Source organism: Pseudomonas sp. GW456-E7, assembly GCF_059424105.1.
In genome coordinates this window covers 1-14,130 of sequence record NZ_JBWKZB010000058.1, presented here as the reverse complement: position 1 = coordinate 14,130, position 14,130 = coordinate 1, and the positions used below count along the sequence as shown (strand labels likewise).

Below are 14,130 nucleotides of genomic sequence, written 5' to 3'. Positions count from 1 at the left end.
CGTGCACAGGCTGCTGGTGGGTGGGTTGCTGTGTTTGATTCCTGTGCTGGCGACGGCGCAGGACGAACCGCTGCGCCTGGCCTTCAAGGGCGATTTATTGTCGTTGAGCCGAACTCAGGTGATCGCCCGCGAGCCACTGCCGCAGACCTTGCAGACACCCTTGGGCAGTGTGTGGAAGTTGTTCGTCTACGCCTGGCTGGTCGATACCGGTGCGCGTGAACCGGCTTATGAATGTCGCGGCCAGTCGAAGGAAGAAGTCTATTGCTGCACGGCGGGTGGCAGGATCGAGCGCGATCAGGCGTTGGTGAAGTCATGCGGTCTGTATTTCGAACCCGCGCGACTGGGCATCCGCGAGGCCGACTGGCGAGCCTATTGGCAGGCACGGCAGGCGCCGCAATGGCTGCTGGATTTGCCTTCGTTGCAACCGGCTACCCGGGTTTCGGTGGCGGAACTGTTAAAGGTGTTGGCCGTGCTGCCGGCGCAGGATCAAGCCCGACGTGTGTTGCTCGACGTGGTGCTCAATGCCGCCGATGGCCAAGTCGTCGGCGAACTCGGAAGCCGCCTGCGAGTGAAGACCTGGAGCTGGTTGGCGGATCAGGATGCCACGTCACGCCAGGGCGGATTTGCCGGTTGGACGGCGGATGGTGCACCGGTCTGGGCCGGGGGGCGGGGCACCAGTCAGCGGGTTCTGCGCGATTACGCCCAGGCGTTGTCTACGGTAATACCTGTTTCCTGGCCTGCGGATGCAGGGACGTGTGTAGAGGTCGATCTGTTCTCCCGCTATCCACTTCGGCGTGTCTTGTCAGGAGGCTCCGCGGTGACTTCCGGAGCGTTGCAGGGTGACTACCGCGTCGAATTCGCCAACGGCAATGCGCTGGATATCCACAGTGACGGCGAACTCTTTCTGCTGGACGACAAGCTCGTGGCCCGGCTGGATCGCGAAGAGTACGTCGCCCGTGTGCTTCAGCGCGAAGCCACTGCCGAGCCGGTCGAGGCCGCCAAAGCCCTCGCGGTAGCCATCCGCACCTACCTGCTGCAAAACGCCACGCGCAGTGGCGATTGCCTGAGCATCGACGACAGCAGCAGCCGTCAGCGGGTCGCGCCGCGTCCGGCATCGTCCGGGTCACGCGACATCGCCGCGTGGACCAGCGACCTGGTCCTGGCCGGCAGTAACGTCACCTATCATTCCGATCAACCTGGCCCGGACAAGTTGTCCTGGCAGCAAGCCGTCGAACAGGCCCGTGCCGGCCAGCGCTACGACGCCATCCTGCTGCACGCCTACCCACGCGCCAGTCTCAGTCGCTGGGACAACCCCATCGCGTCCTGCGAAGCACTACCTGCCGCGCAAGACTGGCTGCAGAAACAACGGCGCGGCTGGCGTGTGCGTTTGGAAGGCGAGGTCGGCTACAACGAAGTCAGCACCTTCGCCGTATGCCGCCTGGCCTTCGGACGCCCCTATGTCGACCGCGAACGCCAGCGTATCTACGTGCGCGGCGTGCTGACACTGCAAGACCGCCTCGACCTGACTCACGAATACCTGCACCTGGCCTTCGAGGCACACCCCAACGGCCAGGATGAAACCTACATCGAAGGGCTCGCCCGCCACCTCTTGCTGGAATAGACCATGAAACTCCGTTATCCACAGGTCTTGCTGTGTCTCTGCTCGCTGCTGGCGTTGCCAACAGTGATGGCGGCGGGCAGCGTCAAACTCGACACCCCCGCAGGCGGCTGGCGCACCGGTGCGCCCGAGGGGGAAGGGGAAAGCTTCCGGCAGGTCGTCAACTACCCGGCCTCGTCGGTCAACACCCCGGCAGGGCAGGCCAACACCGCACGCATCAGCGGCCAGATCAAAGCCACAGCGAAATCCACAGAGCCCGGCCGGCTGATCGTCAACGGGGTGAACATGCCGCTGAAAATCGACCCGGCCGGTCGCTTCGATCGCCCGTTCTCATTCCCCAACGGCAGCAACAGCGTCGAAGTTCGCAACCCCGATGGCCAGCAACGTCACCGCACGCAATTCCTCAACAGCAGCGGCGGTGCGACCCCGGCCAAGTTACGTGTATTGCTGGCATGGGACAGCGACAACACCGACCTCGACTTGCACCTCATCACCCCCGACGGCGCGCACATCTGGTACGGCGACCGCGTCGCCCCCAACGGCGCAGCGCTCGACGTCGACGTCACGACCGGCTACGGCCCGGAAATCTTCGCCATGCCCGCGCCGATCAAGGGGCAGTATCTGGTGTATGTGAACTACTTCGGTGGCGGCTACAGCAGTGATGAGGAAGGGCAGGAAGACGCGGTACAGGCGCTGACCACCGCGCAGGTGACGGTGATTACCGAGGAAGGGACACCGAGTGAAAAGATGGAGACCTTCCTGGTGCCGATGCGGGCGGTGGGGGAGTTGACGTTGGTGAAGTCGTTCAGCTATCCGTGAGGTTGAGGTACAACTTGCGCAGGGTTTGCACACGATTACGCCCGTGATCCTTTGAGCCAGGCAGGCTTGAACTTATCCTATGTGTAATCCACTTGACAGAGTCCATGCCCTCAGTAATATCGTTTTGATATTATCTCGGCATAGGGACTGCATGAGAACAGCCGAAAAAATGGCTGCTGATCCATTCTGAACAATGAGGTCAGGGTAGTCAGGCGTAGTGGAATGGCGTCAAAAAGCCCCTGCGGCACCAACGTACGGGGCATTTTATTTTCCAAAGCCAATGTGGAAGTCGGGTCGACCTACGCCCCCAACTTGCCATCAGCCATCTGTGAGCGGGTGTAGTAAATCCCCTAGGTTTCGTAGATGCATCTAATAGTCGACTGTTGATCGAACTTGGCTAGTCGCCAATGTCGGCTTTGGATTGTAACTACGCAACTGGAGCAGGATTGAGAATAGTACGTGCACCGATTTTTAAACCAAGCAAAAGTTTGACATGAGCATGTACGAGGATGGGTTGCGCCTCGAGTTACTGCTTGGAGTTTAGCCTGTGGCAGAAGCCGCTTTTTTAGCAGTAAAGACAGGAGAGTCTAAATGGCAACAGTTAATGGAAAAACGGTAACCGGGTCCACCATCTATGGAACCACCGGCTATGATGTAATTTATGGCGCTAACATCGCCGAAGTTATTTATGGCGGAACGGGTGACGATACCATTTATGGCAATGATGGTAACGATACGATCTATGGTGGCACTGGGTCGGATGCCCTGGATGGCGGCAACGGCAACGATATCCTGGACGCGGGCACTAGCAGTAATAGCGTCCTTACAGGCGGCGCAGGGGCAGATACTTTCGTCATAAATCGTGGAGCCAGTTATATAGGGCAAACCATCACGGATTTTGACGTGTCCGCAGATCGGCTGGATCTTCGGCAGGTCGGTATCTCCGACATCGAGACACTTAATCGCCTGTTTGAAGTCAGTTACGATGACAAGCTTTTATTTACAATCAATACTAACGGTTATTATTCGAAGACCACGCTGAACAATCTTTGGGCCACCGGGATCGGGGAGTTGGACGCGTCCAATGTGCTTCTCAATACGACCGTCAAAGACGATACGCTGACCGCAACCTCCAGGAGCGACCTGTTCGGAGGGTTGGGTAATGACCGGCTTACAGGTTCCTCGTCCAGCGACCGCCTTTTTGGCGAAAGCGGCAATGACACCCTCTTCGGCATGAATGGGAATGACCTTTTGGTCGGTGGTGCCGGCAACGATACCCTGAACGGTGGCGCCGATGAAGATGTGCTCGAAGGCGGTAGTGGCAACGATATCCTGAATGGTGGCACTGGGAGCGATCAGCTCATCGGCGGGGCTGGTAGCGACGTATTCATCGCTCAGCGGGCGAGCAATTACTCCGACGCGACCCGAGTCATCGATTTCAGTCTCGCGGAGCAGGACAAGCTCGATGTCCGCAGTATCGGGATCAGTGATATCGAAAGCCTCAAGCGCTTGGTTGAGGCGGTGGACGACAAAGGTGGCGACGTCATCAAAAATTGGTACGGCGGCTACTCGGCTGAGTTGACGCTCACGGGAGTTTCGGTCGCCGACCTGACAACGTCCAACGTGCTCCTCAATACGAGCACGGCCAACACAAATCAGTTCGCCACCGGCAGTAGCGATTTATTCGGGGGCTTTGGCAACAACCGTCTCGTTGGCTCCTCGTCCCACGATCGCCTGTTCGGCGAAGGCGGCGCTGACACCCTGGAGGGGGGCGATAGTTACGACCTGCTGGTGGGTGGCAGTGGTAACGATAGTTTGTTCGGTGGCAATGGTAACGACACACTGGAGGGCGGCATCGGCGACGACAAGCTCGATGGTGGCGACAACAATGACATCCTCAAGGGCGGCGTCGGTAACGATACGCTGAATGGCGGCCTGGGCGACGACGTGTTATCGGGCGGCACCGGTAATGACTTGCTGATCGGCAGCCTTGGCGACGACTTCCTGGACGGCGGTGAGGGCATCGATACCCTGTCCTACGCAGCAGAGGGATTGGCGCTCAACGTCGATCTCAACCTCACGGGCGAGCAGCGTGTCCTGGCATCCCGTTACGAGGATGATCGAATTCTCAATATCGAAAACGTTATTGGTGGTTACGCGAACGATCGCCTGGTGGGCAATGCCTATAACAACAGCCTCGATGGAGGCAACGGTGACGATACACTCAGTGGTGGACTGGGTAATGACGTCCTGCGTGGTGCGACTGGCAATGACACCATAAACGGGGGTAGCGGCGTGGACACGGCTACCTACGAGGGGGCAGCTTCCGGGGTCAAGGTCGACCTGAACATCAAGACTGCCTCCCAGAATACACTCGGTGCAGGTGTCGATCGCCTCCTCTCCATCGAAAATCTCACCGGATCCAGCTACGCCGATACGCTCAAAGGCGATGCGGCAGCCAACGTGTTAACGGGTGGACTAGGCAAGGACACGCTCATCGGCGGCGCTGGCAGCGATATTTTCGACTTCAATTCGTTGTTGGAAACGGGGACGATCAGCTCCACCTGGGATGTCATCAGCGACTTCGTGCGCGGTAGTGACAAGATTGACCTGTCGACGCTGGATGCCAACACCGCCACGACCGCCAATGACGCCTTTAACGCGATCATCGGTAGCACGACCGCCTTTACTGCTGCCGGGCAATTGAAGGTTGCCAATGGCGTGCTCTACGGCAACACGGATGCGGACAACACCGCCGAGTTCGCCATTCAGATCACCGGCGTCACGAGCCTCTCGACTTCGGACTTCATCCTTTGAGCGTGGGGGGGTAAATAGCCCCTCATCGAGCCAAGGTTCTAAACGACCCTGGCCATTTCATCAAAGCTGTTCAGTTATGGACGTTTGAGTCCTTGATCAGCAGAAAAATCCGGAGCCTCCTAAGCAGGTTCCGGATTTTTTTGTACAAGTACCTTCCGGATCAAGCCGAGGCAGCGGCCCAATTGATGCTCAATCAGGCGGAGACGCTCTGTGAGGCTTGGCTATAGGCGTGAGCCATGAGACGGCACAGATCGTTGGTGCCACACACACACCTACGTGGATTTCGGGCATTAAAAAGCCGGCTTGTGGCCGGCTTCTCGGGGACTGGCTTGGATCATTTTTGGTAAACCGCGCCAGCCTTCAAAACGTACACCCGGATCTTGCGTCCGGCTGTGGGACCTGATGAGAAAATCATCTGTCAGGTCAGCGCATCTGAGCCGCAGGGCGGGTCGATGCGCAAATGTGGGGCGCAGCATACGCAGGTTTGATGGAAATTCCCAGCGGGAAGTGCCGCGCAGAGCCGTTCGGCCACCTGGATGGGTGGCCGATGGGCGTTGTGGAGCGATTAAAGAAAGGGCACCGCCGGCCGCCGCTTGTTCAGGGTCGACCACCAGAACACCCAACCCAGTACCCTGATGTTCTGTTCCTCGATTTGTGCCGCCCGGAAGATTTCATCCGGGTACTCGGCGCGGTTGTGGCTGCGCAGTCGCAGGGAGTTGCCCGGTAGTCGGTGCAGGTACTTGATACGCAGCATGCCGTCATGTTCGATGGCGTAGATCTCGCCATCGATAATCTGGGTCAGGCCACGATCAATCGCCAGGGTCGAACCGTCTTCAATTTTCTCCCCCATGCTGTTGCCGCTCATGAAGGCGCAGATGGCGTCGGCGTGGTTGATTTCCAGTGAGTCGAGATGGTTGCGGGGCAGGCGGATGGATGTCTCGGGATCTTCTATGACGTGGGTTTTGTTGGATCCCGGGGCGATGACAGCTTCTTTGTAGAAAGGCAGTTCGACGTCAACAGGCTCGATGACCGTGTAGACGCCGCGGATGGTCTGGGCATCGAAGGTGTTGCCGGACTCCTCGATCAGGCGCAGGTGCTGGGCGTCTTTCGAGCCTTCGCCGGTTTTCAGCCAGTCGCTGCTGACGGAGAGTTTTCTGGCGACTTCTTCCATGCAATGGGCAGGCACGCCGCGGGTGTACCAGTTATGTACATTTTGCGGAGCCGTACCCAGAAAGTCGGCAAATCCGGTGGTCGTGATGTTCGCTGCTTCGAGGAGCGCTTTAAAGCGTGGGCCGCTAGTGTTCTTTTTCATGAACGCGAGTCTACTGGCGGCTGGTAGGGGTTTGAATAAACGCCTCGTTCAAATTTCGCGGGAAATTTACGACCGGATGTAAGACATTTTTGAGGAATTATAAACAGGAAAAACCAAGGTTGAACGTGGTTAAACGTCGTGTTTAAAGTGCTTATCAAGCGCCCACAAAAAACCCCGGATCACCCGGGGTTTTTCTTGCAGCCTGTCGCTGGAAGCTCGCGGCTTCTCTTAACCTTTATAGGCAGCAACCGACTTGGTGATCGCGTCGCGGGCGGCGTCTGCACCGGCCCAGCCTTCGATCTTCACCCATTTGCCTTTTTCGAGATCTTTGTAGTTCGCGAAGAAGTGCTCGATCTGCTGGATCAGCAGCGCTGGCAGGTCGGTGTATTCCTTGACGTCGACGTACAGCTGGGACAGCTTGTCGTGCGGAACAGCGATGACTTTGGCATCGCCGCCGCCGTCGTCGGTCATGTTCAGGATGCCGACCGGGCGAGCGCGGATTACCGAACCTGGAGCAACCGGGTAAGGGGTCACGACCAGCACGTCGAGGGGATCACCGTCGTCAGCCAGGGTGTTCGGGATGTAACCGTAGTTGGCCGGGTAGAACATTGGGGTGGCCATGAAACGGTCAACGAACAGGCAATCGCTGTCTTTGTCGATTTCGTATTTGATCGGCGCGTGGTTGGCCGGAATCTCGATCGCGACGTAGATGTCGTTCGGCAGGTCTTTGCCAGCCGGAATCTTGCTGTAGCTCATTGGGCGTTGCCCCCGTTAGTTGACCAGAAACACTTGGCCGGATTGACCAAAAAGTGGCGGCGATTATAGGCATATTCCTGTGTCGACGCCATGTACCAGAAGTCGTATGGCGCTCACTGGTGTGCCTGATAGACAGGGTCATGCGCCTGAAGTTGCTTCAACCTTGCCAGCGGGTCCTGGCGATAGAACAGCTTCAGTTGCTGGTACACCTGTGGATAAGCCTCGTGCAGCAAATCCGGGGCGCTGAAAAAGTATTCGCTGGTGACGGCGAAGAACTCGGCAGGGTTTTCGGCGGCGTACGGGTCAATGGCGGTTTCAGCGTCGGGATTGCGTTCCAGTTGCCGGTCGAGGTCGTCGTAGGCCTCTTGCATGACCTTGGCCCAGTCGCTGACCCGCATGTCGGGATGCAGTGGCGGCAGGCCGTTGGCGTCACCGTTGAGCATGTCGAGTTTGTGCGCCAGTTCGTGGATCACCAGGTTGTAGCCTTCCCAGCCTCCGCTGGCCATGACGCCGGGCCAGGCGAGGATGATCGGACCTTGCTGCCAGGCTTCACCGCTGTGCTCACCGTCCCATTCATGCTCGACACCGCTGGCGTCGCGATGGCGCTGGGGGCTGAGGAAGTCATCGGGGTAGAGAATGATTTCGTGGAAGCCCTGATACCAGTTCAGGTCGCCGAGGTGAAGCAGCGGCAGTTGCGCCTGGGCAGCGAGCAGCAAGCGTTGCTCCTGATGCAGTTCGACGCCGGGCAGGGCGCTCAGGTGCTTGTCTTCGAGGAACAGCACGCAGGCTTCGCGCAGCCATTGGTCTTCGGCGGCACTGATGCCATCGAGAAAGCTCAGGTGATGGCGCACCCGTTGCCACATGTCATCGGCAATCGGGTGCCTGGCCAGGGTGCGTCGGCGACGCCAGGCGCTCAGGGACCACATCGTGTCAGCGCGATTCGGCTTTTGAACTCGAACCGGCAAGGCGGCTACGCACCATGCCGATGATCATCGGCACCAGCGAGAGCAGGATGATGCCCACAATCAGCAGCGACAGGTTCTTCTTGATGAACGGTACGTTGCCGAAGAAATAACCGAGCGTCACCAGGCCACCGACCCACAGGATGGTGCCCAGCACACTGAAGGCGAAGAAACGCGGATAGGGCATTTTCCCCACCCCGGCGACGAAGGGGGCAAAGGTCCGGATGATGGGCAGGAAGCGCGCCAGGGTCACGGTTTTGCCGCCATGCTTGTCGTAGAAATCGTGGGTTTGTTGCAGGTAGTCGCGGCGGAAGATCTTCGAGTTCGGATTGCTGAACAGTTTTTCACCTGCCGTTCGTCCGATGATGTAGTTGGTGCTGTCGCCCAGAATCGCCGCCAGCATCAGCAGGCCGCCGAGCAGTACCGGGTCCATGCCGCCACCGGCCGCCACGGCGCCGGCGATGAACAGCAGGGAGTCGCCGGGCAGGAAAGGCATGACCACCAGGCCGGTTTCACAAAAGATCACCATGAACAGAATGGCGTAGATCCATGCCCCGTAGTTGGCTACAAGCATGTCGAGGTAGACGTCGAGATGCAGGACAATGTCGATCGGGTTGAAATCCATGGATAGCACCTGTGGTATTGGCCCGACTCTGCAGGCCTGTGCGGATGACTTCGCGTAAGACTACGGATAGGGGTAGTTTTTCTTACAAGCCGGGAATATCGGGATTATACGAGGCGACTGGTGAAAATCGCGTCGAGATTGTAGCGGGGAATGTCATGACAGGGCTGATGTTTGATAACGAACAGGTGGGAGCGAACCTGCTCGCGATGCCAACGCGAGCAGGGCGCAGGTGATTCAGAGTTCGTCGCTGATCGGCAGCACATAGTTCTTGAATTCGGTGTCTACCTTGAATCCGATGGATTCGTAGGTTTTCTGCGCGATTTCGTTGTTGCTGCTGGTGGAAACGCGCATGCGTACGGCATTGGTTTCCTTGGCCATTTTTTTCGCGGTACGGATCAGGTTGTCGGCCACCAACTGGCGGCGGGCGTCCTCGGCGACATAGATGTCGTTGAGGATCCACACACGTTTGAGTGACAGCGAGGAGAAGCTCGGGTACAGCTGACAGAAGCCCATCAGCTTGTGGCTGTCGTCATCGGACAGCGCCAGGTAGATCACCGATTCCTTGCGACGCAGGCGTTTTTCGAGGAACGCCCGGGACGAGTCCGGATACGGCAGGGAGCCATAAAACTCGCGATATTTGACGAACAACGGGGTCAGCAGGTCCAGGTGTTCGAGGGTCGCTTGAATAATCCGCATGGTAGGTCTCGTCTTCAAGTGGCTGTCTTACGTCTCTGACGGCGATGGGAAACCCTTGGCGGCCGCGCAACGATCCTGCCTGAAACGGGTACGAATGTGCAATGTGGAAGCGGTTCAGGCATTCGGTGGCCCAAGCAGGAAATTATCTTTCATGTCGGCTCCCGCGTCCGACTCCAGTGTCTGGACCTGTGCTTCATCCTTCAGATTGACCCCTGACAACTGCCGCCGGCAGGCTTCGCGCATCAAATACAGCAAACGGTGTGCCGCCATGCCGTAACTCAGGCCTTCGAGCCGCACGTTGGAGATGCAATTGCGGTAGGCATCGGTAAGGCCGACCTTGGGATTGTAGGTGAAATATAAACCCAGGCTGTCCGGGGAACTGAGGCCAGGGCGTTCGCCGATGAGGATGACGGTCATTTTCGCACCCAGTAACTCACCGATTTCGTCAGCGACCGCCACGCGTCCCTGTTCCACCAACATCACTGGCGCAACAGTCCAGCCTTCGGCTGCAATCTGTTCTTCGAGGCGTGCCAGAAAGGGCAGGGTATGGCGATGAACGGCCAGTGCCGACAGGCCGTCGGCGATCACAATCACCAGATCGACCCCGCCAGGATGCGCCGCAGCGTAGTCACGCAGGTTTTTTGCCGACGCATCACTCAGCTTTCGTCCCAGGTCCGGGCGTTGCAGGTAACTGTTGCGGTCGATTGCGGCGCTGTGCAGCAAAAGGCTTTCGTGTCCGCGTTCGGCCAGTTGTGAGTTGAGTGCCGCGTGATCGAACGGCAAGTGCACCGCATCCCGTGCCTGGGCGTGGGCGTACTGGAAGTCCAGTTGCGCGCGGGTGGGAATACTGGTGCCGGTTCGGCCCAGGGCAATTCGCGCCGGTGTCAGGCGTCGCAGTTCCAGCCAGGGGTTGTGGGGGTCGAAGGGTAGTTTATCCATGTCATTACTCATCCCAATTGCGCCAAGGCCTGCCGAAAGGCCGGCGGCAGGCTGTCACCGAAGAGAATCCTGCCGTCCGATTGAGTGAAAATGCCCATTTTCGCCAGCCATTGCTCGAACTCCGGTGCGGGCTTCAACCCCAGGGTCTGCCTGGCGTAGAGCGCATCGTGGAACGAGGTGGTCTGGTAGTTGAGCATGATGTCGTCGGAACCCGGGATGCCCATGATGAAGTTGATCCCGGCGACACCCAGCAGGGTCAGCAGGGTGTCCATATCGTCCTGGTCAGCTTCGGCATGGTTGGTGTAGCAGATGTCGCAACCCATGGGTACACCGAGCAATTTGCCGCAGAAGTGGTCCTCCAGGCCGGCGCGGATGATCTGTTTGCCGTTGTACAGGTATTCCGGGCCGATAAAGCCGACAACGGTGTTGACCAGAAACGGGTTGAAGTGGCGCGCGACGGCATAGGCGCGGGTTTCGCAGGTTTGTTGATCGACGCCATGGTGAGCGTTGGCCGACAGAGCGCTGCCCTGGCCGGTTTCGAAGTACATCAGGTTCTGGCCCAGGGTGCCGCGATTCAGGCTCAATCCGGCGTCATGGCCTTCCTTCAACAGACTCAGGTTGATGCCGAAACTGGCATTGGCCGCTTCGGTGCCGGCGATCGACTGGAACACCAGGTCCAATGGGACGCCGCGATTGACCGCTTCGATCGACGTGGTGACATGGGTCAGCACACACGCCTGGGTCGGGATTTCGTAGCGTTGGATGATTGCGTCGAGCATCTCCAGCATCGCGCAAATCGAGGCGATGCTGTCGGTGGCCGGGTTGATGCCGATCATTGCGTCGCCATTGCCGTGCAGCAGGCCGTCGAGAATGCTCGCGGCGATGCCGGCTGGTTCGTCGGTGGGGTGGTTCGGTTGCAGTCGCGTGGACAGGCGGCCGCGCAGGCCCAGGGTGCCGCGAAACTGCGTGACCACGCGGATTTTTTGCGCCACCAGCACCAGATCCTGCACGCGCATGATCTTTGATACGGCAGCGGCCATTTCCGGCGTCAGGCCGGGTGCCAGGGCGCGCAGGACCTGTTCGTCGGCGGCATCACTGAGCAGCCAGTCGCGAAAACCGCCGACAGTGAGGTGGCTGACGATCGCGAAGGCCTGTTTGTCATGGGTGTCGATGATCAGTCGTGTGACTTCATCGGACTCGTAGGGGATCAGTGCTTCCTGCAGAAAGTGGCTTAGCGGAGTGTCGGCCAAAGCCATCTGTGCGGCCACTCGCTCGCCATCGTTGAGCGCGGCGACGCCGGCCAGAAAATCTCCGGAGCGGGCCGGGCTGGCCTTGGCCATCACTTCCTTGAGGCTATCGAAGCGGTAAGTCTGGGCGCCGACGGTATGGGCGAATGTGGCCATGGGCGGTGTCCTTCTGTTCTGTAAATGTCGCAAATTCACCCGACTCCCCTGTAGGAGCTGTCGAGTGCAACGAGGCTGCGATCTTTTGATCTTGCCCTTAAAGATCGCAGCCTCGTTGCACTCGACAGCTCCTACAGAGGGCGGCGTGCACTTCAATCATGCAGGCGCCGGGCAGCGGGCCCGGCACCGGTGCATTTAGATACCTTCGAGCATAGCGTCCGCCGGTGCTTCGGAGCGCTGCCGGGCGGTCAATTGGAAGTACAGGTAGCCGGCGATCATGAACCCGAGGAAGATCAGGCCGATCAAGGTGTTGAACCACGCCATCGCCACCAGGCACACCACCGCCAGGAACAGTGCGATCCCCGGTACGATTGGATAGCCCGGTGCGCGGAAGGTGCGTTCCAGGTTCGGCTCGGTTTTACGCAGTCTGAACAGGCTCAGCATACTGATGATATACATCACGATGGCGCCGAATACCGACATGGTGATCATCGCTGCCGTCAGGCTCATGCCTTGCAGATTGACCAGGCCATCGCTGTAGATGGCCGCAATACCGATCACGCCACCGGCCAGAATGGCCCGGTGCGGCGTCTGGAAACGCGAGAGTTTGGCCAGGCCTTTGGGCAAGTAGCCAGCGCGAGCCAGGGCGAAGAACTGGCGTGAATAGCCGAGAATGATCCCGTGGAAACTCGCCACCAGGCCGAACAGACCGATCCACACCAGCATGTGCATCCAGGTCGAATTATTGCCGACCACGGCCTTCATCGCCTGGGGCAGCGGATCGTTGATGTTCGACAGTTGGCGCCAGTCGCCGACGCCGCCCGCCATCACCATCACGCCGATGGCCAGGAACACCAGGGTCAGAATGCCGCTGACGTAGGCCTTGGGGATAGTGCGTTTCGGGTCCTTGGCTTCCTCGGCGGCCATGGCTGCGCCTTCGATGGCGAGAAAAAACCAGATCGCGAAGGGAATAGCGGCGAAAATGCCAGGAATCGAGCCCATCGTGAACTCATTGGCACCCGACCAGCCGTTCAGTACGAAGTTGCTGAAACTGAAGCCCGGGGCGACCACGCCCATGAACACCAGCAGTTCTGCGACGGCCAGTACGGTCACCACCAGTTCGAAGGTGGCCGCGATGCTGACGCCGAGGATATTCAGGCCCATGAACACGAAGTAAGCGCCAACGGCGGCGATCTTCGGGTCCAGTTCCGGGTATTGCACATTGAGGTAGGCACCGATGGCCATGGCGATGGCCGGTGGGGCAAAGACGAATTCGATCAAGGTGGCGATGCCGGCGATCAACCCGCCTTTCTCACCAAAGGCCCGGCGACTATAGGCAAATGGCCCGCCGGCGTGGGGAATCGCCGTCGTCAGTTCGGTGAAGCTGAAAATGAAGCAGGTGTACATCGTCGCCACCATCAGGGCGGTGACGAGAAAACCCAGTGTGCCTGCGGTGCCCCAGCCGTAACTCCAGCCGAAGTACTCGCCGGAGATCACCAGGCCGACGGCAATGCCCCAAAGGTGCAGGGTGCCGAGTGTGGGTTTGAGCTGTGTGGAAGAAGTAGTCATAAGTCCTCTCTATTTTTTATTGTTCGATCTTTTGGACTTTCGGGTGTGACGGGTTGGGTGAAACGCTGAATGACGGGTACGCAAGGCCCGTGCCAGAGCGGCCAGAGCGTGGGTGGTGTGTCATTTAGGGCGCCTTCGCGAGCAGGCTCGTTCCCACAGGGTTATGGGGTGAAATCACTATTGAGGAGCCGGCCCGGATCCACTGTGGGAGCGAGCCTGCTCGCGATGGCTATCGAAAGGGCGATGCAGTGTTAAGTGCATCGCCCCCGCTGCTTAGAAGAAACCCAACGGATTGATGTCGTAGCTCACCAGCAGGTTTTTGGTCTGCTGATAGTGATCAAGCATCATCTTGTGGGTTTCACGGCCGACGCCGGACTTCTTGTACCCGCCGAACGCGGCATGCGCCGGGTACAGGTGGTAGCAGTTGGTCCATACACGACCGGCCTTGATGGCGCGGCCCATGCGGTAGGCGCGGTTGATGTCGCGGGTCCAGAGGCCGGCGCCCAGGCCGAACTCGGTGTCGTTGGCGATGGCCAAGGCTTCGGCTTCGTCCTTGAAGGTGGTGATGCTCACCACCGGGCCAAAGATTTCTTCCTGGAACACACGCATCTTGT

At 59.0% G+C, this 14,130-nt stretch carries 12 protein-coding genes; 3 read left to right on the top strand and 9 right to left on the bottom strand.

The window, feature by feature from the left end; translation table 11 throughout:
* Position 1 precedes the first annotated feature (1 nt).
* From AC07YV_RS26365 to AC07YV_RS26355, 3 genes are all read left to right on the top strand, one after another.
* Positions 2–1,621, top strand: coding sequence for a DUF2300 domain-containing protein (locus AC07YV_RS26365; RefSeq protein WP_102702049.1), 1,620 nt, complete (start codon positions 2–4; stop codon positions 1,619–1,621).
* A 3-nt stretch (positions 1,622–1,624) separates the two neighbouring features.
* Positions 1,625–2,437, top strand: a complete 813-nt coding sequence (locus tag AC07YV_RS26360; RefSeq protein ID WP_102702050.1) for a YfaP family protein — start codon at positions 1,625–1,627, stop codon at positions 2,435–2,437.
* A gap of 591 nt (positions 2,438–3,028) precedes the next feature.
* Positions 3,029–5,254 carry a calcium-binding protein gene (locus AC07YV_RS26355; RefSeq protein ID WP_102702051.1) on the top strand — a complete coding sequence of 742 codons (2,226 nt, stop codon included), beginning with the start codon at positions 3,029–3,031 and terminating at the stop codon, positions 5,252–5,254.
* Positions 5,255–5,819: 565 nt separating this feature from the next.
* On the opposite strand, the gene AC07YV_RS26350 is transcribed toward AC07YV_RS26355, so the two are convergent.
* The 9 genes from AC07YV_RS26350 to AC07YV_RS26310 all read right to left on the bottom strand — a co-directional run.
* Entirely contained in the window at positions 5,820–6,566 is a 747-nt protein-coding gene (locus tag AC07YV_RS26350; protein ID WP_102702053.1) for a LexA family transcriptional regulator, read from the bottom strand.
* Between the two features lie 228 nt (positions 6,567–6,794).
* Positions 6,795–7,322 (bottom strand): inorganic diphosphatase, encoded by a 528-nt coding sequence (gene ppa / locus AC07YV_RS26345; protein ID WP_007894323.1) that lies wholly within the window; start codon positions 7,320–7,322, stop codon positions 6,795–6,797.
* A gap of 113 nt (positions 7,323–7,435) precedes the next feature.
* Entirely contained in the window at positions 7,436–8,248 is an 813-nt protein-coding gene (locus AC07YV_RS26340) for a M90 family metallopeptidase (protein WP_102702054.1), read from the bottom strand.
* Between the two features lie 4 nt (positions 8,249–8,252).
* Positions 8,253–8,909 (bottom strand): DedA family protein, encoded by a 657-nt coding sequence (locus tag AC07YV_RS26335; RefSeq protein WP_095965734.1) that lies wholly within the window; start codon positions 8,907–8,909, stop codon positions 8,253–8,255.
* 234 nt (positions 8,910–9,143) lie between these two features.
* Positions 9,144–9,605, bottom strand: coding sequence for a GNAT family N-acetyltransferase (locus tag AC07YV_RS26330; RefSeq protein ID WP_007970197.1), 462 nt, complete (start codon positions 9,603–9,605; stop codon positions 9,144–9,146).
* A gap of 114 nt (positions 9,606–9,719) precedes the next feature.
* Positions 9,720–10,556: an ethanolamine ammonia-lyase subunit EutC gene (eutC, locus tag AC07YV_RS26325; protein WP_371317877.1), complete on the bottom strand. Its 837-nt coding sequence runs from the start codon at positions 10,554–10,556 to the stop codon at positions 9,720–9,722.
* Positions 10,553–11,947 carry an ethanolamine ammonia-lyase subunit EutB gene (locus AC07YV_RS26320; protein ID WP_102702056.1) on the bottom strand — a complete coding sequence of 465 codons (1,395 nt, stop codon included), beginning with the start codon at positions 11,945–11,947 and terminating at the stop codon, positions 10,553–10,555. The genes eutC and AC07YV_RS26320 overlap by 4 nt, the downstream gene beginning before the upstream one ends.
* Before the next feature lie 195 nt (positions 11,948–12,142).
* Positions 12,143–13,516 carry an ethanolamine permease gene (gene eat / locus AC07YV_RS26315; RefSeq protein WP_102702057.1) on the bottom strand — a complete coding sequence of 458 codons (1,374 nt, stop codon included), beginning with the start codon at positions 13,514–13,516 and terminating at the stop codon, positions 12,143–12,145.
* A 273-nt stretch (positions 13,517–13,789) separates the two neighbouring features.
* Positions 13,790–14,130: aldehyde dehydrogenase family protein (locus tag AC07YV_RS26310; RefSeq protein WP_494990368.1), on the bottom strand; the 341-nt coding region annotated here is incomplete at its 5' end.

What these genes read in the sequence shown, in the direction of transcription:
- AC07YV_RS26355 (WP_102702051.1), top strand. Translation starts at nt 3,029, where the DNA reads ATGGCAACAGTTAATGGAAAAACGGTAACCGGGTCCACCATCTATGGA.
- AC07YV_RS26350 (WP_102702053.1), bottom strand. Translation starts at nt 6,566, where the DNA reads ATGAAAAAGAACACTAGCGGCCCACGCTTTAAAGCGCTCCTCGAAGCA.
- AC07YV_RS26340 (WP_102702054.1), bottom strand. Translation starts at nt 8,248, where the DNA reads ATGTGGTCCCTGAGCGCCTGGCGTCGCCGACGCACCCTGGCCAGGCAC.
- eutC (WP_371317877.1), bottom strand. Translation starts at nt 10,556, where the DNA reads ATGAGTAATGACATGGATAAACTACCCTTCGACCCCCACAACCCCTGG.
- eat (WP_102702057.1), bottom strand. Translation starts at nt 13,516, where the DNA reads ATGACTACTTCTTCCACACAGCTCAAACCCACACTCGGCACCCTGCAC.
- AC07YV_RS26360 (WP_102702050.1), top strand. Translation starts at nt 1,625, where the DNA reads ATGAAACTCCGTTATCCACAGGTCTTGCTGTGTCTCTGCTCGCTGCTG.
- AC07YV_RS26335 (WP_095965734.1), bottom strand. Translation starts at nt 8,909, where the DNA reads ATGGATTTCAACCCGATCGACATTGTCCTGCATCTCGACGTCTACCTC.
- ppa (WP_007894323.1), bottom strand. Translation starts at nt 7,322, where the DNA reads ATGAGCTACAGCAAGATTCCGGCTGGCAAAGACCTGCCGAACGACATC.
- AC07YV_RS26320 (WP_102702056.1), bottom strand. Translation starts at nt 11,947, where the DNA reads ATGGCCACATTCGCCCATACCGTCGGCGCCCAGACTTACCGCTTCGAT.
- AC07YV_RS26330 (WP_007970197.1), bottom strand. Translation starts at nt 9,605, where the DNA reads ATGCGGATTATTCAAGCGACCCTCGAACACCTGGACCTGCTGACCCCG.